Origin of the sequence: Pseudomonas sp. BIGb0164, assembly GCF_024810135.1 — a bacterium.
Classification (GTDB): Bacteria; Pseudomonadota; Gammaproteobacteria; order Pseudomonadales; family Pseudomonadaceae; genus Aquipseudomonas.
Map to the genome: position 1 here is coordinate 146,156 of NZ_JANUEA010000011.1, position 23,211 is coordinate 169,366.

22 protein-coding genes are annotated in these 23,211 nt (G+C 63.2%); 11 read left to right on the forward strand and 11 right to left on the reverse strand.

What is annotated here, in order from left to right; genetic code table 11:
- The first annotated feature begins 57 nt into the window (after positions 1 to 57).
- Positions 58 to 693 carry a pseudouridine synthase gene (locus M2394_RS26355; protein WP_256732814.1) on the forward strand — a complete coding sequence of 212 codons (636 nt, stop codon included), beginning with the start codon at positions 58 to 60 and terminating at the stop codon, positions 691 to 693.
- Here the strand turns inward: M2394_RS26355 and M2394_RS26360 are convergent.
- Entirely contained in the window at positions 688 to 897 is a 210-nt protein-coding gene (locus M2394_RS26360; RefSeq protein WP_025999909.1) for a DUF2788 domain-containing protein, read from the reverse strand. The genes M2394_RS26355 and M2394_RS26360 overlap by 6 nt on opposite strands.
- Before the next feature lie 206 nt (positions 898 to 1,103).
- Positions 1,104 to 1,583, reverse strand: a complete 480-nt coding sequence (locus M2394_RS26365) for an Lrp/AsnC family transcriptional regulator (RefSeq protein ID WP_003194418.1) — start codon at positions 1,581 to 1,583, stop codon at positions 1,104 to 1,106.
- 432 nt (positions 1,584 to 2,015) lie between these two features.
- Between M2394_RS26365 and M2394_RS26370 the strand changes: the two genes are divergently transcribed.
- Entirely contained in the window at positions 2,016 to 3,122 is a 1,107-nt protein-coding gene (locus M2394_RS26370) for a DUF6515 family protein (protein WP_259175115.1), read from the forward strand.
- On the opposite strand, the gene M2394_RS26375 is transcribed toward M2394_RS26370, so the two are convergent.
- Both M2394_RS26375 and M2394_RS26380 read right to left on the reverse strand, forming a co-directional pair.
- Complete coding sequence (locus tag M2394_RS26375; protein ID WP_178919429.1) at positions 3,119 to 4,012, reverse strand: cation diffusion facilitator family transporter; 894 nt, start codon at positions 4,010 to 4,012, stop codon at positions 3,119 to 3,121. The genes M2394_RS26370 and M2394_RS26375 overlap by 4 nt on opposite strands.
- Before the next feature lie 15 nt (positions 4,013 to 4,027).
- The gene (locus M2394_RS26380; protein WP_176998507.1) at positions 4,028 to 4,447 is read right to left on the reverse strand and encodes a polyribonucleotide nucleotidyltransferase; all 420 of its coding nucleotides are present in this window, start codon (positions 4,445 to 4,447) and stop codon (positions 4,028 to 4,030) included.
- 239 nt (positions 4,448 to 4,686) lie between these two features.
- Between M2394_RS26380 and hrpB the strand changes: the two genes are divergently transcribed.
- Positions 4,687 to 7,194, forward strand: coding sequence for an ATP-dependent helicase HrpB (gene hrpB, locus M2394_RS26385; RefSeq protein ID WP_259175116.1), 2,508 nt, complete (start codon positions 4,687 to 4,689; stop codon positions 7,192 to 7,194).
- Positions 7,195 to 7,317: 123 nt separating this feature from the next.
- Here the strand turns inward: hrpB and M2394_RS26390 are convergent, their stop codons facing one another.
- Together M2394_RS26390 and M2394_RS26395 are read right to left on the reverse strand one after the other, a co-directional pair.
- Complete coding sequence (locus M2394_RS26390; RefSeq protein ID WP_259175117.1) at positions 7,318 to 8,406, reverse strand: endonuclease/exonuclease/phosphatase family protein; 1,089 nt, start codon at positions 8,404 to 8,406, stop codon at positions 7,318 to 7,320.
- A 40-nt stretch (positions 8,407 to 8,446) separates the two neighbouring features.
- The gene (locus M2394_RS26395) at positions 8,447 to 9,106 is read right to left on the reverse strand and encodes a YciC family protein (protein ID WP_178919435.1); all 660 of its coding nucleotides are present in this window, start codon (positions 9,104 to 9,106) and stop codon (positions 8,447 to 8,449) included.
- A gap of 181 nt (positions 9,107 to 9,287) precedes the next feature.
- Between M2394_RS26395 and M2394_RS26400 the strand changes: the two genes are divergently transcribed.
- The 3 genes from M2394_RS26400 to M2394_RS26410 all read left to right on the forward strand — a co-directional run bounded on the left by M2394_RS26400 (position 9,288) and on the right by M2394_RS26410 (position 11,288).
- A complete protein-coding gene (locus M2394_RS26400; protein ID WP_259175118.1) occupies positions 9,288 to 10,046 on the forward strand; it encodes a DUF2076 domain-containing protein in 759 nt (252 codons plus the stop codon).
- 128 nt (positions 10,047 to 10,174) lie between these two features.
- Positions 10,175 to 10,651 carry an NYN domain-containing protein gene (locus tag M2394_RS26405; protein WP_034117765.1) on the forward strand — a complete coding sequence of 159 codons (477 nt, stop codon included), beginning with the start codon at positions 10,175 to 10,177 and terminating at the stop codon, positions 10,649 to 10,651.
- Between the two features lie 25 nt (positions 10,652 to 10,676).
- The gene (locus tag M2394_RS26410; RefSeq protein ID WP_259175120.1) at positions 10,677 to 11,288 is read left to right on the forward strand and encodes a PolC-type DNA polymerase III; all 612 of its coding nucleotides are present in this window, start codon (positions 10,677 to 10,679) and stop codon (positions 11,286 to 11,288) included.
- A gap of 209 nt (positions 11,289 to 11,497) precedes the next feature.
- Here M2394_RS26410 and M2394_RS26415 read toward each other — a convergent pair whose 3' ends face one another.
- Positions 11,498 to 12,187: a cyclase family protein gene (locus M2394_RS26415; RefSeq protein ID WP_259175121.1), complete on the reverse strand. Its 690-nt coding sequence runs from the start codon at positions 12,185 to 12,187 to the stop codon at positions 11,498 to 11,500.
- On the reverse strand, positions 12,180 to 12,635 hold the full coding sequence (locus M2394_RS26420; RefSeq protein ID WP_178919439.1) for an Lrp/AsnC family transcriptional regulator: 456 nt from the start codon (positions 12,633 to 12,635) through the stop codon (positions 12,180 to 12,182). The genes M2394_RS26415 and M2394_RS26420 overlap by 8 nt, the downstream gene beginning before the upstream one ends.
- Positions 12,636 to 12,794: 159 nt before the next feature.
- Between M2394_RS26420 and yedA the strand changes: the two genes are divergently transcribed.
- A complete protein-coding gene (gene yedA, locus M2394_RS26425; protein WP_259175122.1) occupies positions 12,795 to 13,691 on the forward strand; it encodes a drug/metabolite exporter YedA in 897 nt (298 codons plus the stop codon).
- A gap of 47 nt (positions 13,692 to 13,738) precedes the next feature.
- Positions 13,739 to 15,073: a DEAD/DEAH box helicase gene (locus tag M2394_RS26430; protein WP_178919441.1), complete on the forward strand. Its 1,335-nt coding sequence runs from the start codon at positions 13,739 to 13,741 to the stop codon at positions 15,071 to 15,073.
- A 132-nt stretch (positions 15,074 to 15,205) separates the two neighbouring features.
- On the opposite strand, the gene M2394_RS26435 is transcribed toward M2394_RS26430, so the two are convergent.
- The 3 genes from M2394_RS26435 to M2394_RS26445 all read right to left on the reverse strand — a co-directional run bounded on the left by M2394_RS26435 (position 15,206) and on the right by M2394_RS26445 (position 21,073).
- Positions 15,206 to 16,429 carry a TIGR03862 family flavoprotein gene (locus M2394_RS26435; RefSeq protein WP_259175123.1) on the reverse strand — a complete coding sequence of 408 codons (1,224 nt, stop codon included), beginning with the start codon at positions 16,427 to 16,429 and terminating at the stop codon, positions 15,206 to 15,208.
- A gap of 165 nt (positions 16,430 to 16,594) precedes the next feature.
- Positions 16,595 to 19,924: a type III effector HrpK domain-containing protein gene (locus tag M2394_RS26440; protein WP_259175124.1), complete on the reverse strand. Its 3,330-nt coding sequence runs from the start codon at positions 19,922 to 19,924 to the stop codon at positions 16,595 to 16,597.
- Positions 19,925 to 20,152: 228 nt separating this feature from the next.
- Complete coding sequence (locus tag M2394_RS26445; protein WP_178919446.1) at positions 20,153 to 21,073, reverse strand: histone deacetylase; 921 nt, start codon at positions 21,071 to 21,073, stop codon at positions 20,153 to 20,155.
- A 75-nt stretch (positions 21,074 to 21,148) separates the two neighbouring features.
- Between M2394_RS26445 and M2394_RS26450 the strand changes: the two genes are divergently transcribed.
- The 3 genes from M2394_RS26450 to M2394_RS26460 are packed head-to-tail and all read left to right on the forward strand — an operon-like array spanning position 21,149 to position 23,210.
- A complete protein-coding gene (locus M2394_RS26450) occupies positions 21,149 to 21,718 on the forward strand; it encodes a GNAT family N-acetyltransferase (protein WP_176998493.1) in 570 nt (189 codons plus the stop codon).
- A gap of 38 nt (positions 21,719 to 21,756) precedes the next feature.
- The gene (gene tesB / locus M2394_RS26455; protein ID WP_178919449.1) at positions 21,757 to 22,626 is read left to right on the forward strand and encodes an acyl-CoA thioesterase II; all 870 of its coding nucleotides are present in this window, start codon (positions 21,757 to 21,759) and stop codon (positions 22,624 to 22,626) included.
- Positions 22,623 to 23,210, forward strand: a complete 588-nt coding sequence (locus M2394_RS26460) for an HAD family hydrolase (protein WP_178919451.1) — start codon at positions 22,623 to 22,625, stop codon at positions 23,208 to 23,210. The genes tesB and M2394_RS26460 overlap by 4 nt, the downstream gene beginning before the upstream one ends.
- Position 23,211 lies beyond the last annotated feature (1 nt).

The window sequence follows — 23,211 nt, forward strand, 5'->3', positions numbered from 1 at the left end:
CATTTAACGGTCAGGCCACTAGCATTGTCGGTCCTGACCGTTAGATGTACCGAAGCCATGTCCCGTCCCACTCGTCCCGATTCGCGCCGCCCTGGCGTGAAACCTCCGCACTCCGCTGCACGCCGTGTTGCCAAGGCGCCACCGGCCGAGCCCAAATTGATCCTGTTCAACAAGCCGTTCGACGTGCTGACCCAGTTCAGCGACGAAGGCGGGCGCGCCACACTCAAGGACTTCATCGACATCCCCGGCATCTACCCGGCCGGTCGCCTGGACCGCGACAGCGAAGGCTTGCTGCTGCTGACCAACGATGGCCAACTGCAGGCGCGCATTGCCGATCCCAAGCACAAGCTGGCGAAAACCTACTGGGTGCAGGTGGAAGGCGAGCCGACGCAAGAGCACCTGCAACGCCTGCGCGACGGTGTGGAACTCAACGACGGCATGACCTTGCCCGCCGAAGCGCGGCAACTGGATGAGCCCGAGTTATGGCCGCGCAACCCGCCGGTGCGCTTTCGCAAGAGCGTGCCCACTCATTGGTTGGAACTGGTGATTCGGGAAGGGCGCAACCGCCAGGTTCGGCGCATGACCGCTGCCGTGGGCTTGCCGACGTTGCGCCTGGTGCGTGTGCGCATTGGCGACTGGTCGATCGACGGCCTGGACCAGGGCCAGTGGAAGGAAGTGCCGGCGCGCTTATAAAGCGCCGGACTCGATCAGGCCGATCACCACGCTCTTGATGATGAAGGCGGCCACGCCCAGCCCCAGCACGAAGAACAGAATGAACGAGCCGAAGCGCCCGGCTTTGGACTTCTTGGCCAGGTCCCAGACGATAAAGCCCATGAAAATGATCAGGATAGTGACCAGGCCGGTCATCATCCATTCTTCAAACAGGGCGGGATCGATGTTGTTCATGCGGGAATTTTTCCGACGAGGCAGGCGGGAAAGTATACGGCAGTGTTACAGGCACAACATTGACCTGGATCGAAGTGAGTTCCAATTGTGGGAGCGGGCTTGCTCGCGAAGGCGGTGTATCAGTCACCTATGCATCAACTGACCGGCCGCTTTCGCGAGCAAGCCCGCTCCCACAAGGGATTTTCATTGTTCTTACATTAAGTGCGCAGGTGGGTCAGCGGCAATTCGGTGCTGTTGAGCACCTGGTTCAGCACAAAGCTGGAGCGCACGCTGGTCACGCCTTCGATGCGGGTCAGGTGGCCCAGCAGCAGCTTTTGATAGTGGTCCATGTCCGGCACCACCACTTTCAACTGGTAGTCGGCATCCATCCCGGTGACCAAACTGCATTCCAGCACCTGGGGCAGGGTGCGGATGGCGGCTTCGAAGTTCTCGAAACGCTCCGGTGTATGCCGGTCCATGCCGATCAGCACATAGGCCGTGAGGCTCAAGCCGAGCATCTTGCGGTCGAGCAGCGCGACCTGGCGGGCGATATAGCCGTCGTCTTCCAACTGCTTGACCCGGCGCGAGCAGGGCGATGGCGACAGGCCGATACGCTCGGCCAACTCCTGGTTGGAGATCCTCGCGTCGCGCTGCAATTCCGCCAAAATACTCAGGTCGTATCGGTCAAGCTTGCTCATTGGGTTGGCCTTTGTCGTAACTATTGCGGTGAATTATCTATGAAGGGTTAAAAATTGCGCAAGCACTGTTTATTGACGCAATCTTCGCAATCATCTGCCGGGCGCTCGCGGGTATCTTTATCAACAGAATCACCGCCTGGACAACAGTCCACTGCAGCCCGCCCAATCAGGCCCGCTGCGGCCGCCACCCCAGCAGGGTTGAGCCGGCCTCCAGGCTGCACACTGTCCAGAAGACGGCGTGAGGTGAGCCAACGTCAAAAGCGTTGAGCCAGGACGAAATTCTCAAGGGGTGGCCGACGGGTCACCCCTTTTTCTTTGCCTTCAGAAAATTGTTCTCGTGACTGATAACCTGTCTTAGAACCGGGTGAGGCTTTTCCAGTCTCATGGTATGAGGCCGGACACTCTAGGCCCTAATCCGCAGTGAGGAATAGCATGAAGCGCATCTGGCGTATGGCAGGTGTAGGTTTGCTGATGATCAGCGTCGGCACGCAAGTGATGGCCGACGACCCACGCTCAGAAGGCGGTGGTCAGCATGAACGAGGGCCCGAAGGCGGGCGGCAAGGCAACGAACAGCCGCGACCGCAGAACAACCAACCGCGACCTGAAAATAATCAGCCGCGCCCTCAGAGCCCTCAACCGCGGCCCGAAAACAATCAGCCGCGTCCGCAGAATCAACATTTCGAAAACAACCCGCCACGCCCGCAGAACGAGCACTTCGATCGTGGCGAGCAGCGTGGCGGCGGGCAATGGCAAGGGCGCCCACAAGGTGCTGATCAGCCTCGGCCTGCGCCGCAACCGGCCCAGCCGGCCAACAACCTGCCGATCCAGGGACGCCCGGATACCGTGCGCCAAACCCAGGAACCGCGCCAGGGTTACTACCAGGACATCCCGCGCCGCAACGACGGCAACCCGCATTGGCAAGGCGGCAACGCCCCAGGCCCGCGCCCGGGCGGTGGCTTCAATGGCCACCCCAATGACGTTCGCTGGCCGGGCCGCCCGAATGGGCACGGCAATGGCTGGGGCCCGGGGCCGCAGTATCGCCCGGGGTACACCGTCGACCGCTTCACCGACCGCAACTACCGCGTGCCTTACCGTGGCCAGGATTACTTCTTCTCCGGGGGCTACTGGTATCGCCCCCAAGGCCCACGTTATGTGGTGGTGACGCCGCCTTACGGCATTCGCGTGCAATACCTGCCGGATTACGCTCGGGAAGTGTGGGTGGGCAGTGCGCTGTTCTTCGTCGCCGCCGGTGCTTATTACACCTACGAAGCCAGCTCCCAGCAGTACGTGGTAGTGCAACCGCCTGCACAGCCGCCGGCGCCCCAGGGCAATGGCTATGACGTGATCGCCTATCCCGCCAATGGCCAGTCACCGGCCCAGGTACAACAGGACGGTTACGACTGTTATCGCTGGGCGGTGCAGCAAAGTGGGTTCGACCCGCAGGCCGTCACCTACGCCCCGGACCCCGCGGTGGTGCAAACCTACCGCCAGGCCCAGGGCAACTGCCTGAGCAGTCGTGGTTACCAGGTGCAGTACTAGGCCTTGTTGCCCGTGACCACTTCCCGCGGGTCGGCGTGCACCAGCACTTCGGCGCGCGGGTAGGCTTGGTGAATGGCATCGGCGGCCTGGTCGCTGATGCCGTGGGCCACTGACAGCGTCAATTCCCCTGGCAACTCCAGGTGCAGCTGCACAAACCAATGGCTGCCGGAAATCCGCGTGCGCAAATCATGCGCACCCAACACCCCTGGAACGCCACGGGCCAGTTCCAGCATATGCTGGCTCACATCAGGCGGCAGCTCCTCATCCATCAGCACCGCGAAGCTTTCCCGGGCGATCTGGATGGCACTCCACAAGATGTAGGCCGCGATCCCGAGGCCGAACCAGGCATCCACCTGATTGAACCCGAACCCCGCCAGTACCAACGCTACCAGGATGCTTCCGTTGAGCATCAGGTCGGAGCGGTAATGCAGCGAGTCAGCCCGCACCGCGTTGGAGCCGGTTTCGCGGATCACCCGGTGTTGCAGCATCAGCAACGCCACGGTCATCACCAGGGAAAACACGATTACCCCGATGCTCAACCACGGCGCACCGACCGGTTCTGGGTGTTGCAGGCGTTGATAAGCCTGGAACGCGATCAGCACCGCACTGCCGGCGATAAACAGCGCCTGGGCCATGCCCGACAACGATTCCGCCTTGCCGTGCCCATAACGGTGATCGTCATCGGCCGGGCGTAGTGCGTAGTGCACCGCCAGCAAATTCAGCAGCGAAGTCACGCCGTCCAGCAGTGAGTCGGTCAACCCGGCGAGCATGCTCACCGAGCCGCTGAGCCACCAGGCGATGGCCTTGGTGATAATCAGCGCACAGGCCACGCCCACCGAGGCGCGCGTCGCCAGGCGCAAAAGCCGGGCGTGTTCGGGGCTGCTGGTCATAGGCGGGTCGAATCCTTAGGCGGCGGGTTTCAGGCCCAGGGAGGCGAGTTGTTGCACGCTGCCCTTGAACTGGATCATGCGCGGGTCGTCCAGCGGCAGGCGGTGGCCGGTTTCTTTCTGGATGATGGTTTGCAGCTTGGCGTTGTCGACCTTGCCGTCGGCGCCGATGGCTTCGTGGAGTTTTTCCGGGGCCACCTGAGCGGTCTTGCCCGGCTCGAAATAGATGGCGCCGGTGGCGAAGTCCACGCCGAACGCGATCAGGCCCGGGATCACATAGAACAGCAAGCCGATGGCGTCGAGCACGGCCACGGTGGGGTCGATCTTGCCGTCGATCTGGCCACGGCGGTCGGGGAAGAAGATCGAGCCGCAGGCCGTCAACTGGCTCAGCAAGGTGACGGTGAGGACACCGCCGATGATGCGGGAAGCGATACGCATGGACTATCTCCTGAACACAATTAATACGGGACTATAAGCGACGAAGATCCAATGTGGGAGCGGGTTTGCTCGCGAATGCGGTCTGTCAGTTGATGAACATGCGACTGATACACCGCATTCGCGAGCAAGCCCGCTCCCACATTTAACCGTGTTGCCAAGTCAGTCGGGTGGTGCGTGTGAGACCACCATCGGCATCCGGCAGTTCGCCGTTATACTCGCCGCTCTGCTTTGGAGCCAGTATGAATTCGTTGCCGATCGATGATGTTTTACCCGCCCTGCGTGACGCCTTGGCGAATCGCCATGAGGCCGTGCTGGAAGCGCCCCCCGGCGCCGGTAAAACCACCCGCGTGCCCTTGGCATTGTTGAACGAGCCCTGGCTGGCCGGGCAGACCATCCTGATGCTCGAACCCCGCCGCCTGGCTGCGCGTGCTGCCGCCGAACGCCTGGCCAGTGAGCTGGGCGAAAAGGTTGGCGAAACTGTCGGCTATCGCATTCGCCTGGACAGCAAAGTCGGCCCCCACACCCGCATCGAAGTGGTCACCGAAGGCATCCTCACCCGCCGCCTGCAGGACGACCCGGCGCTGGAGGGCGTGGGGTTGCTGATCTTCGACGAATTCCACGAGCGCAGCCTCGACGCCGACCTGGCGCTGGCCTTGAGCCTCAACGGCCGCGACCTGTTTCGCGATGAGCAGCCGCTGAAAATCCTGTTGATGTCCGCCACCCTCGAAGGCGAGCGCCTGGCTGGCCTGCTGGACAACGCGCCGATTCTGCGTAGCGAAGGGCGCATGTTCCCGGTGCAGATGCGCTGGGGGCGGCCGTACCAGGCGGGTGAATTCATCGAGCCGCGTGTGGTGCAGACCATTCTTGAGGCTGTGCACGATGAGACCGGCAGCATTCTGGTGTTCCTGCCGGGCCAGGCGGAGATTCGCCGGGTCAATCAGCAACTGGCCGACGCTTTGGGTGATCGCCCGGATGTGCTCCTGTGCCCACTGCACGGTGAACTCGACCTCAACGCCCAGCGCGCCGCCATCGACCCGGCAACGGCGGGCAAACGCAAAGTGGTGCTGGCCACCAACATTGCCGAGACCAGCCTCACCATCAACGGCGTGCGCGTGGTGATCGACGCCGGGCTGGCGCGGGTGCCGCGCTTCGACCCGGGCAGCGGCATGACCCGCCTCGACACCCAGCGCATCTCCCGCGCCAGCGCCACCCAGCGAGCCGGCCGGGCAGGGCGGTTGGAGCCGGGGGTGTGTTACCGGTTGTGGTCCGAGGACCAGCACGAAGGTCTGGCCGCCTACAGCAGCGCGGAAATCCTCGCCGCTGACCTGGCCGGCTTGGCCTTGCAGTTGGCGCGTTGGGGCGTCACGCCCACTCAACTGGTGTGGCTGGATGTGCCCCCGGCCGCGGCTTATGCCCAGGCCCAGGACTTGCTGGTGCGCCTCGGCGCATTGAATGAAGACAAGCTGACCGCCCACGGCCAAAAAATGGCCGAGCTGCCGGCCCATCCGCGCATCGCCCATCTGCTGCTGCGCGGGCAGGACCTGGGGCTGGCGGCGACGGCCTGTGATGTCGCGGCCTTGTTGGGTGAGCGCGATATCTTGCGCGGTGGTGGCGCGGATTTGCACAGCCGTCTGGCACTGCTGTCGGGCGAAGAACGCGCGCGGGGTGCTCAAGGTGGCGTGCAGCGCGCCAAGCAACTGGCGCGGCAATACCGTGGCTATTTAAGAGGCCAGGCCACGCAAGCCGTGGCCGACCCCGACCACCCGCGTTGGCTCGGCGCCTTGCTGGCGTTGGCTTACCCGGATCGCGTCGCCCAACAACGTCGCCCGGGTGGTGCCGAATACCGCCTGGCCAATGGCCGTGCTGCGCTGTTCGCCGAGGCCGACAGCTTGATGAAACAGCCTTGGCTGGTGATCGCCGACCTGGGCAGCCGCCAGGGCCAGCGCGAAGAGCGCATCTACCTGGCGGCGGATTTCGACCCCATGCTGTTCGACACGGTGCTTGCCGAGCAAGTGCGCACGGTCGACCAATTGGATTGGGACGAGCGCGAAGGCGTGCTGCGTGCCGAGCGCCAGCGCAAAGTCGGCGAACTGGTGCTTAGTCGCGAGCCGCTCACGGGGCTCGATGAAGCCGCGCGCAGCCAGGCGCTGGTCAACCTGGTGCGCCGCAAAGGCCTGGAGCTGCTGCCGTGGACGCCCGAGCTGCGCCAATGGCAGGCCCGCGTCATGCTCTTGCGGCAACTGGACGCCGGAAAAACCAGCGAATGGCCCGACCTCAGTGACAGCGCCTTGCTCGCCAGCCTGGAGCATTGGCTGATGCCGTACCTGGGCAAGGTCTCGCGCCTGAGCCATTTCGCCAACCTGGATATCTCCAGTGTCCTGCACAACCTGCTGCCTTGGCCGCTGCCCCAGCGCCTGGATGAACTGGCGCCGCAACATGTGAAGGTGCCATCCGGGTCTTCGGTGCGCCTGGACTACAGCGAACAGCCGCCGATTCTGGCGGTGCGCCTGCAGGAATTGTTCGGGCTGGCCGACACTCCGCGCATTGCCGGTGGGCGCCAGGCGGTGAAGCTGCATCTGCTTTCACCGGCACGCCGGCCGGTGCAGGTGACCCAGGACCTGGCGAACTTCTGGCGCAGTACCTATGCCGAGGTGAAGAAGGACCTGAAGGGGCGGTACCCGAAGCACTACTGGCCGGATGATCCGCTGATTGCCGAGCCCACTGCGCGGATCAAACCCCGCAAGTAGGCCATGTGGCGATCAAATGTGGGAGCTGGCTTGCCTGCGATAGCGGTGGGTCAGTTGAAGAATGTTTCACTGGTCCAACGCTATCGCAGGCAAGCCAGCTCCCACAGGTTTTTGTGGGGGCTGTTACTGCGCGGCAGGCAGCAGGAAGCGCGCGATCACCGGCAGGTGGTTGGAGATGCGCAACGTATCGTCCTGGCGAACCTTCGCCTCCACCCGCTTGATGCGCGGGCTGTAGAACAGGTAATCCAAGGTGCGATCCGGGCCCGTGACACGAGGGTCGTTGGGGAAGTACGTCAGCCATTTCTCACGGTCGATGCCGCTTGATTGGCTGTTGCTCGGGATCATCGGGTATTTTTCCCACAGTAGATGCAGCTCGCTGTCCGGCGAATACTGCCCACGCTTGCCCGCGTCCAGGCGCAGGAACTGCCCCAACGGCAGCAAGTTGAAATCCCCGCCAATCAGCCAGGGCGTGCCCCGGCCTTCGAATTTGTCCAACAGTTTGACGGTGCTGTTCACCTGCTCTTGCACGGCGCTGCGGCCGGGGGCGTCACCGTCGAAGCGGGTATTGAGCACCGCCAATTGGCCGCCGTCGCTCAACGGCAGATAAGTCAGCAGCAGCGCAGGCTTGGGTTGGAACTGACGGGCGATGAAGTTCGCCTCCGGCACTGGCAATTGCAGGCGCTCGGCGTGTTCGATCTGGTAGCGGCTCAGGGTCACGAGCTTGCGGCCGACGCTACCGAAGATATGCCGGTCGGGCACAAAGTCGGCTTTCCAGTCGAAGGCTTGGGTACTGCAGGGGTAGAGATCGGCCACTCGCTCCTGGAGCAGCGTGACCTGGTCCTGATAGTGGGAGGGCTTGGCGTTTTCGTCGAGTTCCTGCAACAGCAGGATGTCGGGTTGTTCTTCGCGGATTACCCGTGCCACTTCGTCGAGGCTGGCGGCCATGTCTTCGACGGTGGGACGCTCGTCCGGGCCGCTGCCATCGGCGGTGTCGTACCAGAACACGTAGTTCTTGCCGGCCAGGTATTGCACGTTCCAGGTCATGACCTTGAGCGCCTGCCCGGGCAACAGCGTGGGCGCGCGGGGCGCCACACAACTGACGGGCAGGGTTTGCTTGGGCTCGGGGCGCCAGGTGAGGCTGTAAACCATGGCGGCGAGCAGTCCGGCGATGATCACCAGGCCCAGCAAGGTTATGCGCAATAAACGGGTCATCGGCTCGGCTTATAGCGTTTGGAAAGTGCCACGGAGCATATCACCGCGCGTCGGCATCGCCACCGATCAGCATGAATAAACGGAACAGCACCACGCTGGTAAACAGCTGCAGGAAGCTGTGGGCGCTGTCGATCAATACGCCCAGCATTGGCGCGGGATCGGGATAGGCCGCCACGCTTGCGCCCTTGAGCAGCCACAACGGCGTCATCACGCACAGCAGGCACACCAGGATTCGCCAGAAATGCCCACGGGTCAGGCGGAAACTTTCCTTCATTGCCGCCAGCGCCGGCATGCCGCGCAGCACCAGCAGGTATTCGGCAAACGCCAGCACCACCATCAGCCACAGGCCCGGCAGGAAATACAACGACAGGCCCAGCAGGATCAGCAGGGTGCTCATGGCCGTGAGCAGGGCGAAACGTGGCCACAGCGTCAGGGCCATGGCCCACACGTCCTTTGTGCGCGGCGACTCGCCACGGGTGCGGGCGTCGAGAAACAGGATCAAGGCGCCGGTGTACAGCGGGTAGACGAGCAACCCCACCACCACGCTGTAGCCGGGGAAGGCGTCCGGGCCCAGCGTGTGATCGAGCACCTGTTGCAGCAGGGCTTCGAGGATCACCAGCGGCAGGCACAGCTGGACGATGGCGCCCAGGTTGCGTTGGGTGAAACGAAAGGAGTCTCGCAGTACGTCTAACGGATTCATCGGGTTCATCACAGGCCTGAAAGCAAGGCCCACACTTTAACCGATCAGGGCTGGCGGTAAGCAAACGTAAACCTTGCGTAAAGACCATTGAAACGTCTGGTAACAGCCCCATAACTAGAGGCGTAGCTTGCCTGATCACAGGCAGGCCCATGATTTCTACCGGCAATCTAACGAGGTCGCCATGAACAGCGAAGAGCAAACCCTGATCGATGGACTGTTTTCACGGTTGCAGCAAGCCGAAACGGACTCAGCCCCCCGCGACGCCCTGGCCGAAGCGCGGATCAAGGAGCACATGACTCGCCAACCAGCGGCCGGGTACTACATGACCCAGTCGATCCTGGTGCAAGAACACGCGATCAAGAGCCTCGACGCGCAGAACAAGCAGCAGGCGCAACAGATCCAGCAATTGCAGGATGAGCTGCAACAGGCCCGTTCCCAGGCCGCACAACCCGCGCCGAGCAGCGGTGGTTTCCTGTCGAGCATCTTTGGCGGCGGTTCCCGCGACCCGCAACCGGCCCAGAGCGCCCCGGCATCTTCGGGGGGCGGCTGGCGCGAACCGGTACGGTCTTCGTTTGGCCAGCCGGCGCCGCAGCAGAACTACGGCGCCCCGCAACAGAACTACCAACAGCCACAACAAGCCCCGGCCGCCCCGATTGGCAGCGGTTTTCTGGGTGGCGCATTGAAAACCGCCGCAGGCGTGGCCGGTGGTGTAATGCTGGCCGAAGGTATCAGCAGCCTGTTCCACCACAACCAGCAACCCCAGGTGGTGGAAGAAATCATTGAACAACCGGCGCCGGCCAGCGATCAGGGCGGCTGGGGTAACGATGACCAGCGCTTTGCCGGTGGCAATGACAGTTGGGGCAACAACAGCGACAGCTTCGCCGACAACGATTACTCCGACGACTCCTCCTCCTTCGGCGACGACGATTCCTTCGTCTGACCCTCCCACGCCCGGTGCGCTTCGTCGCCCCGGGCTGATTTTTCGCTGAAACTTTCCCGTGGCTGGCATACTGGCGCCTTTGCGGACCTTCGCTTTCGAGGTCCACGCGGCAGCCATGGGGAAGTGCGGTGAAGAAAATTGCAGTGTTCGCCGATGTACAAAACCTCTATTACACCGTGCGCCAGGCGTATGGCTGCCACTTCAACTATGCGGCGCTGTGGGCTGACATCAGCGCGCGCGGGCAGATCGTCGAGGCGTACGCGTATGCCATCGACCGTGGCGACAGCAAGCAGCAGCAATTCCAGCAGATCCTGCGCAACCTGGGCTTCACGGTAAAGCTCAAGCCCTACATCCAGCGCAGCGATGGCTCGGCCAAGGGCGACTGGGACGTGGGCATCACCATCGACATCATGGACGCCGCCGACCATGTCGACGAAATCGTGCTGGCCTCCGGTGACGGTGATTTCGACATGCTGCTCGACCGCATCATCCACAAGCATGGTGTCGAGGCCGTGGCCTACGGCGTACCTGGGCTGACCGCCAATTCATTGATACGCGCCGCCAGCCGCTACGTGCCGATCGAAGGCGCGTTGCTGCTCAAATAAACAGTTAGACGGAGTTGGAACAGGTTTGGAACGGATAGCGGTCATCGACTTTGAAACCACCGGCATCACCCCCAGCAGCCACTGCCGGGCCACGGAAATCGCGGTGGTCATCCTCGAACGTGGCCGGATCGTGGACCGCTACCAGAGCCTGATGAATGCCGGCGTGCGCGTGCCCGGGTTCATCGAGCAACTCACCGGCATCAGCAACGCCATGCTGCGCAGCGCACCACCGGCCGAGCGGGTGATGAACGAGGTCAATGAGTTTGTCGGCACCACGCCACTGCTGGCCCACAACGCCGCGTTCGACCAGAAGTTCTGGGACTTTGAGCTGGGCCTGATCCGCCGCACCCGCCTGCAAAAGTTTGCCTGCTCCTTGCTGCTGGCGCGGCGCCTGATGCCGTCGGCGCCCAACCACAAGCTCGGCACCCTGACCTCATTCGCCCAACTGCCCCACACCGGCAAGGCTCACCGGGCGATGGCGGATGCGGAGATGGCCGCCAACCTCACGGCGCACCTGGCCCAGGAACTGCGCGGCACACACGGCTTGCGCGAACTGTCCCACGACCTGCTGTGCAGCTTGCAGAAAGTGCCGGCCGCCAAGATCACCGAACACCTGAAGAAACATCGTGGGTTCTGACCCCGCCACGACTTCAAGAACACTGATGACCCAAATGCGGGAGCGGGCTTGCTCGCGAAAGCGGTGGATCAGTCGCCGGATATATTGACTGACACTCCGCTTTCGCGAGCAAGCCCGCTCCCACAGTTGACCGAGTTGCCAAGCCTGAATGCAATCTCCTGTGGGAGCCGGGCTTGCCCGCGATGGCGTCAGTCCGAGCGGCGATGTATTCAGGGAATAAACGCCATGACCGAAACCGGCGACCCCGACCCGCCTTCCAGCGCCAAAACGCCGATCACCACCGTTGAGCCCTTGGCCGGCAACCGATCAAGGTTCGTCAGGCACTCCAACACAATCCCGTTCCCCGCCAGCACCGCATGGTTCGTCGCGAAGGTGGTGCTTTGCCCCGGATCGACCCCATGGGTGTCGATGCCCACCCCGGCGACCTGTCGTTGTGAAAGCAAAAACACAATCGCGGCCTCGCCAATCCCGGGAAAATGAGAGCCTCGGGCGTCGTGCCCGAAAAACGCAGCCGGGTCATTCCACAGGTGCTGCCAGCCGGTGTACATCAGCACCACACAGCCCGGTTCGATGATGCCGTGCTGGCGCTCCCAGTCTTCAATGTCTTGCACGCTGATTTCGTAATCCGCCGTGCAACGAGCGCGCACATCAATCACCACCGCAGGCCGCACCAGGTCTTGCGGCACGTAGCCATCAATCCCCATTCCATCGGCATAGAAACTGTTCGGCGCATTCATGTGGGTGGCGCTGTGCTCACCCATGCTGAAACGCCGCAGGAAATAGCCGTCCTGTTCCAATGAGGCAACGTCTGCGAATTGCACCGGTGGGTCCCCCGGCCACAGCGGGATACGCGGCGTGATCGGGTGGCTGAGGCTCACGACATTGCTGTAGTCAGCCACCGTTCTTACCCTCCAGTTGCCCCAGCGGCACCCGCCGCTCTATCGCGCTCGACAAGATGATCGAGGTCTTGCTGAACCCGAACTTCGCCACCCGGTTGATTAAGTTCTCCAGCTCGGGCATCGAGCCCACCGCCGCCTGCATGATCACGCACGGGTCGCCCGTCACGCGGTGGCATTCGGTCAGTTCGGGGATTTCGGCCAGGGCGTCGTACACCTTCTGGTTGCCGTGGTTGGTCAGGCGCAGTTCCATCACGCATTGAATCGGCAGGCCGACCTTGGACAGGTCCACCTTGGCCTGGTAGCCGGTGATCACGCCGCTGGCTTCCAGCTTGGCCACGCGTTCGGCGACGGCGGGGGCGGAGAGGTTCACTGTGCGGGCCAGTTGTGCGTAGGACGCGCGGCCGTCTTCAAGCAGGGCGCTGAGGAGCATGCGGTCGTATTTGTCCATGAGAAGGCTCCAGTAGCGCGTGGCTTTCGAAAGCTTGGGTTATAGCCTTCATAACCGTGTTTTGAAAAGTGTATGGGCGCTTTAAACAGGTTTTGTAACTTATGTTTATCGGCCGACCTTTCTAGAATAAGCCTCCCGTTCCTGCCGCAGAGCCGCCCAATGCCTGGCCCACGTCGCTTTCCGTTACCGTTGATCGCTGCCTTTTTTGCGTTGTATGTGATTTGGGGTTCCACCTACCTGGTGATCCGCATTGGCGTTGAATACTGGCCGCCGCTGATGCTGGGCGGGATTCGCTTTCTGGTGGCCGGGATCGCGATGTATGGCTTTTTGCGCTGGCGTGGCGCGCCGACGCCGACTTGGGTGCAGTGGAAGGCGGCGGCCAAGATCGGCGTGTTGCTGCTGACCTTCGGTAATGGTGCGGTGACCGTGGCCGAGCACACGGGGGTTGCTTCCGGTGTGGCCGCGTTGGCGGTGGCGACGGTGCCGTTGTTCACCTTGTTGTGCGGGTACTTCTGGGGCGCACGCAACACCCGTCTGGAGTGGGCCGGGGTGGTGCTGGGGATTCTCGGCATCGCCATGCTCAACATGGGCTCCAACCTGCAGTCGAGCCCGACCGGGGCGATGTTGCTGCTGTTTGCCGCCGCCTCCTGGGCCTTTGGTTCGGTGTGGAGCAAACACCTGCCGTTGCCGGCCGGCGCCATGGCCAGCGCGGCGGAAATGATCATCGCTGGTGCCTTGCTGCTGGTGGGCAGCGCGCTGACCGGTGAGCGGCTGCACGCCGTGCCCCCGCTGGAAGGCTGGTTGGCCCTGGCTTACCTCGCGGTGTTCGGCTCGATCATCGCCTTCAATGCCTACATGTACCTGCTCAAGCACGTGCGTCCTGCGGCGGCGACCAGCTATGCCTACGTGAACCCTGCGGTGGCGGTGTTGCTCGGGATTGTGTTTGTCGGTGAAACCATCGGCAAGGAAGAAGCCCTGGCGATGCTGGTGATCATCAGCGCCGTGGTGCTGATCGGCTTGCCCCAGTGGCGCAAGCCGAAGCCGGAAATAAGGTAAACTCCGCGCCATTGCGACTTGCGCTGAATTTTTCCTACGGTAAACACATGACTTTCGCCACCCTTGGCCTGATCGAACCCTTGCTGCGCGCCCTTGAGACGCTTGGCTACCAGACCCCGACGCCGGTGCAGGCGCAGGCCATTCCGGCCGTGCTGGCCGGTCGCGACCTGATGGCTGCGGCTCAGACCGGCACCGGCAAAACCGCCGGTTTCGCCGTGCCGCTGCTGCAATTGCTGACTATGGAAGGGCCGAAAGTCGCCCCCAATTCGGTGCGTGCGCTGATCCTGTGCCCGACCCGCGAATTGGCCGAGCAGGTTCACGCCAGCGTCGCCGAGTACGCCCAGAACCTGCCGCTGACCACCTACGCGGTGTACGGTGGCGTGAGCATCAACCCGCAGATGATGAAGCTGCGCAAAGGCGTTGATGTGCTGGTGGCCACCCCGGGCCGCCTGATCGACCTGTTCCGCCAGAACGCGCTGAAACTCAACCAGCTGCAAACCCTGGTGCTGGACGAAGCCGACCGTATGCTCGACCTGGGCTTCTCCGAGGAGCTGGCGAACATCTACCGCATGCTGCCGAAAAAGCGCCAGACCCTGCTGTTCTCCGCGACCTTCTCCGATGACATCCGCCTGCTGGCCGGGCAGATGCTCAACGACCCGCTGAGCATCGAAGTCAGCCCGCGCAACGTTGCCGCCAACACGGTCAAGCAGTGGATCGTGCCGGTGGACAAGAAGCGCAAGCCGGAGCTGTTTGTGCACCTGATGCGCAAAGGCCGCTGGAAGCAGGTGCTGGTGTTTGCCAAGACCCGCAACGGCGTGGATGCGTTGGTGGACAAGTTGCAAGGCCTGGGCATCAACGCCGACGGCATTCATGGCGACAAACCGCAGGCCACTCGCCAGCGTGCGCTGGACCGTTTCAAGACCAGTGACGTGCAGATCCTGGTGGCCACCGATGTGGCGGCCCGTGGCCTGGATATCGAAGACCTGCCGCTGGTGGTCAACTTTGACCTGCCGATTGTGGCCGAGGACTACATCCACCGTATCGGCCGTACCGGCCGTGCGGGCAACACCGGTGAGGCGATTTCCCTGGTGTGTGCCGATGAAGTGAACATGCTGTCGGCCATCGAGATGCTGACCCGCCAGACCCTGACCCGCAAGATGGAGCCGGAGTTCGAACCGGAGCACCGCGTGCCCGAGACCGATGCCAGTGGTCAGGTGGTGAAGAAGCCGAAGAAACCGAAGAAGCCAAAGGCGTCGGGTGGTGGCGGCAAGCGCAACCTGGGCAAGTGGGTGGACAGTGGCGAAGTGGCGCCGGCTGAGCCGTCGATCAAGCCGGTGCGCAAAGTGCCGGTGTTCAATACAGGCCCGCGTAAGAAGAAGTGAGTTTTTCGGTGTTGCGGATGGCCTCTTCGCGAGCAAGCCCGCTCCCACATTTGAATGCATTCCAATGTTGGAACTCGGTCGAATGTGGGAGCGGGCTTGCTCGCGAAGGCAGCTGTGAATTCACCGCCAGTCTCAGCGGTTAAGCCATTCCAACACGCCGCGCCCCGCCGCTCGGCCACTGGCAAAACACCCCGTCAGCAAATACCCGCCCGTCGGCGCTTCCCAATCCAGCATCTCCCCCGCACAAAACACCCCCGGCAGTTGCTTGAGCATCAACCGCTCATCCAGCGCTTCAAACGGCACGCCGCCGGCGGTGCTGATCGCTTCGTCCATCGGCCGGGTTTTCACCAGGGTCAGGGGCAGGGCCTTGATATCCACGGCCAACTGCGCCGGGTCATTGAAGTGTTCAGCCGGCGCCAGCTCTCGCAGCAACGCGGCTTTCACCCCATCCAGCCCCAACTGGCTGTGCAAATGCTTGCTCATCGAGCGTGAACCTCGGGGCTTGGCCAGTGCGGCCTGTACCTTATCCAGCGGTTTGCTGGGCAGCAGGTCGATGTGCACAGTCGCCGCGCCGTCACGGTTGATCGCCTCACGAATCGGTGCCGACAGCGCGTAGATCAGGCTGCCTTCGATGCCCGTGGCCGTGACCACACACTCACCCAGGCGCGGCTTGTCGTCGTCCAAACCGATGGCGACGTTTTTCAACGGCGCACCGGCGAATTTGCTGACCATCAACTCGCTCCAGGACGACACCTCAAACCCGCAATTGCTCGGCTGCAGCGCGGCGTAAGGCACGCCTTTGTCTTCCAGCAGCTTGAGCCAGGCGCCGTCCGAGCCCAGCCGCGACCAGCTGCCGCCGCCCAATGCCAGCAATACCGCATCGCTGTGGACCGCTTTTTCACCGTCCGGGCTGTGGATAAGTAAGTCGCCGCTGGCATTCCAGCCGATCCAGCGATGGCGGGTGTGGATAACCACGCCTTGCTCGCGCAGACGCTTGAGCCAGGCGCGCAGCAGGGGCGCGGCTTTCATGTCGGTAGGAAATACGCGGCCGGAGGTGCCGACAAAGGTCTCGATGCCCAAGCCATGAATCCACTCGCACAACGCCTCGGCGCCAAACGCGCGCAGCAGCGGCGCCATGTGCGGTGCACGCTCGGCGTAGCGCGACAGGAACGCCGGGTAGGCCTCGGAATGGGTGATGTTCATGCCGCCCACCCCCGCCAGCAGGAACTTGCGCCCCACCGACGGCATGCCGTCGTACAGGTCCACCCGCACACCCGCCTGGCTCAAGACTTCAGCGGCCATCAGCCCGGCAGGGCCGCCGCCGATAATGGCAACGTGGGAGGAGGTGGTGGACATCAGCAGGCCTGGGCAAAAGAAAAGGGCGCCCATTGTAAGCAATTGTGGTGCTTATGTAGTGAGCGGGCTTGCCCCGCGCCGCGGTGTACCAGGCTAACGTGAAGCGCCTGGTCAATCGCGACGCGGAGCAAGCCCGCCCACCACAGGCAACGGCGTGCCCGGGGATCAAGCAAAGCCGGTGTTGGTGTTTGGCGGGTACTCGTCGGAGCGGTCGGCATCGGTGATCGGGCCACCGGTGAGGCCGTATTTGTCCAGCACGGGCACCAGGGCGCCGAAGAACGCGTCCTGTTGTTTCTCACGCTTGACCACTTCGATGATCGGGAACACGAACGAGGTGATGATGCCCACGCCCGCCGCCGCCCAGCCCAATACACCGGCGAAGGTGCCGGCGATGGCGGCCGCATCGGCCACGCCAAACAGGCCGGCGCCGCCTTCGATGATCGACGCCACCGCCGCGCCGGTGCCGAGGGCGCCGCTGGTCAGGGAGAAGCCGGCGTTGAGCTTGTCACCGGAGAATGCACTGTTGACCCCGCTGATCAGGCCGAACACGCCGCCGATAAAGCTGCCGGCGCCGCCGACGATTTTGCCCAGGTTCCCCAGTTTGTTGAGGCCGTCGGTGTTCTGCACCATTTTCCCGGTGGGGAAGTCGCCGATGCCCTGGGGTTTGCTCGGGTCGACTGGGGTGGGTTTCCAGGCCATGCCGTAGCCGGCTTCCTTGGCGTATTTGGTGCCGCCTTCGGTGATCAACCCGGCGAACTGCATGCCCGCGGCCACGCGCCCGGCGTTGTCCGCCGGGCTGTTACCGCCGGTGGCCGAGCGCGCCGCCAGTACGCCGCCCGCCAGCAGGGCGCTGCCGATGTGCAACAGGCCCTGTTTGTAGGCGTCGCTGGCGTTGAGGTTCAGGCCATCCACGGCCTTGGGCAGCACGTCGCTGATCTTCTGGGTCTGGCGGTTGACGTCCCACATCGAGCGGATCAGCGAGATCACATCCTGGGGCTTGATCTGCGCCCCCGTGGCGTCCTTGAACATGTCCGGGTTGTCGGCCATGGCCTGGTTGAGGATGGCGGTGGTCTTGGCTTCGTCGAAGTTGCCGTTGGCGTCGCCGAAGGTGCTTTTGAGCACGTCGTCGTTGGCGCCATTGACCAGGCTGTCGGAGACCGCCTGGTTGACGTATTGCTGCACGGTGGAGGAGTCCTGCGCCGAGACCTTGTCGCCCAGGAACTCCTTGAGCAACGAGGCGTTGGCCGCGTACTGGCCGATGACCGTCATCGGGTCGGCATTCGGCGCGGCGAGGCCGTTCTGCAGGTCTTGCCCGCTGACGATGTGGTCCTGGAAGTACTGCTGGATCTCGGCCGACTTGCCTGACTTGTCGGCCATGGCCTCCAGGTCCACCGTGCCATTACCGCCCAGGGCCATGTCGGTGAGGGTGGCGTCGGTGCCGGCCAGGCTCAGCCCGTCGATCAGCGACACCGGATTGCCATTGCTGTCCTTGGTCGCCAGGGCGGTGTTGATCACGTTGCCGCTGTTGATCTGGCTGTCCTGGTAGTGCTGCATCTCGGTCTTGATCGCCGGGTCGCTGTTGACGATGTCGCGCATGCCGTCGGCCTGGTTCTGGGCCATGAAGGTCTTCACGTCCGGGTCGCCGGCCAACTGGTTGACGGCTGCGTCCAACTGGTCGGCGACTTTGGATTTGGTCGGGTTGAGGTGATATTCGCTGTCGGCAGTGATCCCGGCATACAGGTCGCCGTCGCCGACCTTGTCGCTGGAGGCCAGGCGCGCACGGGCGTCGCTGATTTCCAGCATCACGGCGGCCTTGGTCTTGCCGTCATAGTTTTGCGGGTTTTGCAGCACGTCCTGGGTCAGCTTCGAGGTGTCGACACCGGCCACCGAGCTGCGGATCGAGGCGTTGCTGAGCATCATCAACACGCCGTGATCGTCGGTGGGCGCCTGGTTTTCCAGCCAGGCACCGAGGTTCTTCTGCTGGGTGATGCCGTCGGCGGTGGCGGTGGCGGGCAGGTCGCCGGCCATGTCGAGGGTGCGCATCATGCCTGGGGTCGACCAGTAGCCGGCAGCGCCGGTCAGTTCGGGGCTCAGGCCGCTGTCGTTCTTGATGGCGTTGAGGTTGTCGGTGGTCAGGCTGCCGTTGTTGGCGCGCTGGTTGGGGCCTTCCATCGCGGGGCCGGCGCTGCTGACCAACGAGATATTGGCCATGACCAGCGCGGCCGACTTGGCGTTCGCCTTGGCCAGGTCGCTGGCACCCGGGTTTTTGCTGAGAAAGGTGCTGTAGGACTTGGAGGCGGCCGACAGATCCTTGTTCGACTGGCTGACGAAACTGTCGACGTTGCTGTGGGTAATCACGCCGTCGCTGCCGCCCAGGCCGCCGCTGTCCAGGGCGTTCATGAGGCTCGGGCTGCCGGCCAGGTATTTGAGGCAGGCCTGGGCTTCGGGCGGCAGGTCGGTCGGTGGGTTGGAGAAGTCGATGGGGCGGTCGTGCATGCCCCACTTGTCCCAGTTGTCGCTGAGCATTTTGGCTGCGGCGCGTGGGCGGTCGAGGTCACGTTCTTCCTGGGTCGGCGTGCCGCTGGTGTTGCCGACGATCTTGTCCCAGTCCTTGGGGTTGGCGTATTGGGAGTTGTCGATCCAGTTGGTGTCGACGGCACCGCCGACGTTGAAGATGCCGTTGGATTCCTTGACCACCGAGGCATACAGGTCGGGGCTGATCGCCTGGGACACGATGACCTTGTCGCCGGACGCCGTTTCATAACGGATCAGGCCGTGGCCGAGTTCTTCCGGGGTGCCCACCAGGCTGACGCTGCCGGTTGCGCTGGCGTCGGCGAGGGTGTAACCGGCGTTTTTGCTGTCGTTGATCAGGCCCCAGGTCTGGCCGTCGCCGGCCACCTGGTTGTACAGGTCGGGGTTCACTTCGCGGCTGACCACCACCTTGTCACCCGAGACGGTCTCGTAGCGGATAAAACCCGGGCCGATTTCATCCACAGGGCCGATGCCCTTGTAGTCGCCCAACCCGGGCGCGGTATCGCCGGCCTGGGCGATGCGGTAGCCATCGGCCTTGCTGGCATTGAGCGCGTTGACGGCGTCGACCTTGCCGGCCATGCCGTCGAACAGGTAGGGCGTCATCTGCTTGATGATGACGATGTCCTGGCCGTCGCGGGTCTTGAGGTCCAGCACGTTGTCGGAAATCTTGGTGATGCTGGCGATGTCCGCCAGGGGCACGCCGGTGTTGCTGATGTCGGCGAGGTTGGGGTCATTGAGGCGCTTGATCGCCTCCTGGTCGCCGGTGGCCATGACGGCGGCGATTTTCTGGTCTTTGGTGTTGTCGGTCACGCCGCTGGCCAGCACTTTGAAATTGCCGGGCTTGGCGGTGTCCTTGAAACCCGCCACGGCGCGGGCCATGGCGGTTTCGAAGGTGGCCGCGACCTTTTTCAGGGCGTCGTCATTGCCGGGGTTTGTCACGGTGCCGATCTTGTAGGTAGCCATCGCCGGGTACTCTGAAAACGGGAAGGTGTTCAGGGTGACGATGGGTTGCGGCAGTTTTGTTGCAAATCTGGAACAGGTCGAATGTTCCACAACGTTTCACGGCTGTGGAAAAGTATGTGGTCAAAAAACGTACAGTTTCCTGCAGGCTATACGGGAACTCGCTTGCAGCCCGTTACGCTCAAGTTATCCACAGGCCGTTCCACAGGCATTGTGGGTAACGCCCACAGTTCAGTGACAACCTGATGACGTCCACACCCGGTGTGCGCTGTGGTGCAGGATGCCATGGCGGCGGGCCAGGGCTGGGCGGTCCTTGCTGTAGCCGCCGCCGATCACGCCCATCACCGGGATGTCGCGGCCCAGGCAATGGCGCATCACGCTTTCGTCGCGGGCGGCGACGCCTGCGTCGGTCAGCTTGAGGTAACCAAGGGCGTCATCCTTGTGTACATCCACGCCCGCGTCATACAGCACCAGGTCGGGCTGGTAGAGCGGCAGCAAGTAGTTGAGGGCGTCGTCGACCACCTTGAGGTAATCGGCATCGCCCATGCCCATGGGCAGGGGAATGTCCCAGTCGCTCTGGGCCTTGCGCGCCGGGAAGTTTTTTTCGCAGTGCAGCGATACGGTGATGGCGTCCGGCGTGTTGTGGAGGATGCGCGCGGTGCCGTCGCCCTGATGCACGTCGCAATCAAAGATCAGCACGCGGTTGACCCGCCCGCTGGCCAGCAGGTAATGGCTGATCACCGCCAGGTCATTGAAGATGCAAAAACCGGCCGGGTAATCGTAGTGGGCATGGTGGGTGCCGCCCGCCAAGTGGCAGGCCAGGCCGTGTTCAAGGGCTTTTTCGGCTGCCAGGATGGAACCGCCCACGGCGCGCACCGTGCGTCGGGCCAGGGCTTCGTTCCAGGGCAGGCCGAGGCGCCGTTGGTCTTCGCGGGACAACTCGCCGCCCATGTAGCGTTCGATATACCCAGGGTCATGGGCCAGGGCCAGAATCTCTGCCGGGCACAACTGCGGGCGCAGCAATTGGCTGTCTTCGGTCAGGCCGCTGTCCACCAGGTGATCGCGCAGCAGGCGAAACTTGTCCATGGGGAACCGGTGGTCTGCCGGAAACTCGGGGCTGTAGTCGTCGTGGTAGATCAGGGGCAGGGGCATGGGATTTTCTGACAGGAACCTGCGACGCATCTTACCCGCGTTGTACACTCACGCACATGGCAAGGGAGGGGACCCATGGAGCCGATACTGGAATTGGAAAGTGCACGTCTGGTGCTGCGCCAATGGCGCGACAGCGACCTGCCGGAATTTGCGCGCATGTGCGCCGACCCGCAGGTGATGCGCTATTTCCCGGCCAAGCTGAGCCACCTGGAAAGCGCCGCATTGATCGGGCGCATACGTGGGCACTTCGCGGAATACGGCTTTGGGTTCTGGGCCTTGCAGCGCAAGGACACGGGCGAGTTTATCGGCCTGACCGGGCTGCAGAATGTCAGCTTCGAAGCGGGCTTCACCCCGGCAGTGGAGATCGGCTGGCGCCTGGCCCGTGAACACTGGGGCCTGGGGTATGCCAGCGAAGCGGCGTGGACGGCCTTGCGCTGTGGTTTCGACCGGTTGCAACTGGATGAAATCCTCGCGTTTACCACCGAGTCCAATTTGCCATCACAAAAAGTCATGCAGGCCATCGGTATGCATTACGATCCCCAGGCAGATTTTGAACACCCCAAGGTCGCAGCTGATGACCCGCTGCGCCATCATGTGTTGTACCGCATCACCCGCGCCCAATGGTTGGACACGCTGCACGGATAGGCAGCCCGGAATGCCCCGTAGATTTTAGGAGTTGCTCTATGAGCCAAGTATTGGAAGACCTAGTGGACTTGCTGACCCTGGAGCCGATCGAGGAAAACCTCTTTCGCGGCCGCAGCCAGGACCTGGGTTTTCGCCAACTGTTCGGCGGCCAGGTGCTTGGCCAGTCGCTGTCGGCTGCCAGCCAGACCGTAGAAGAAGCGCGGCACGTGCATTCCCTGCACGGCTATTTCCTGCGCCCTGGCGATGCCGCCTTGCCGGTGGTGTATTCGGTGGACCGCGTGCGTGATGGCGGCAGTTTCAGCACGCGGCGCGTCACGGCGATCCAGAAGGGCCATCCGATTTTCACTTGCAGCGCCTCGTTCCAATACGACGAACAGGGCTTCGAGCACCAGACCACCATGCCCGTGGTGGTCGGCCCGGAGAACCTGCCGTCGGAGCTTGAGCTGACGAAGCAACGCGCCCACCTGATCCCCGAGCCCATGCGCGACAAGCTGCTGTGCCCCAAGCCGATCGAAGTGCGCCCGGTGACCGAAAAAGACCCGTACAACCCTCAGCCGTCGGACCCGGTGAAGTACGTGTGGTTTCGTGCCGATGGCGCGCTGGCCGATTCGCCGGCGCTGCACAAATACCTGCTGGCCTACGCCTCGGACTTCGGTTTGCTGACCACCTCGTTGCTGCCCCACGGCAAGACGGTGTGGCAGAAAGACATGCAGGTCGCCAGCCTCGATCACGCGCTGTGGTTCCACGCCGACCTGCGTGCCGATGACTGGTTGCTGTACGCCATGGACAGCCCCTGGGCCGGCAATTCCCGTGGATTCTCCCGTGGCAGCGTGTACAACCGTGCCGGGCAACTGGTGGCGTCGGTGACCCAGGAAGGCTTGATTCGCCATCGCAAGGATTGGGCATGAGCCTGGCGGACGTTAAGCACTGGGTATTTGACATGGACGGCACCCTCACGGTGGCCGTGCATGACTTTGCGGCCATTCGCGTGGCCCTGGAGATTCCGCCCGAAGACGACATCCTCACCCACCTGGCGGCGTTGCCTGCCGATGTGGCTGCGGCCAAGCATGCCTGGTTGCTGGAACATGAACGTGAACTGGCGCTGGGTTCGGTCGCCGCCGAAGGCGCGGTGGAGCTGGTGCGCGAGCTGGCGGGACGCGGTTATCGCCTGGGCATCCTGACGCGCAATGCGCGGGAATTGGCCCACGTGACCCTGCAAGCGATTGGCCTGGCCGACTGCTTTGCTGTCGAGGACGTGTTGGGGCGTGATGATGCGCAACCCAAGCCCGATCCGGATGGCTTGCTGAAACTGGCCGCGGCCTGGGATGTTTCGCCGAGCGCGATGGTGATGGTGGGCGACTACCGCTTTGACCTGGACTGCGGCCGGGCAGCGGGGACACACACGGTCCTGGTCAACCTGCCGGAGAACCCGTGGCCGGAGTTGGTGGATTGGCATGCAGCCGACTGCTTGGCCTTGCGCCGAATGATCTAGA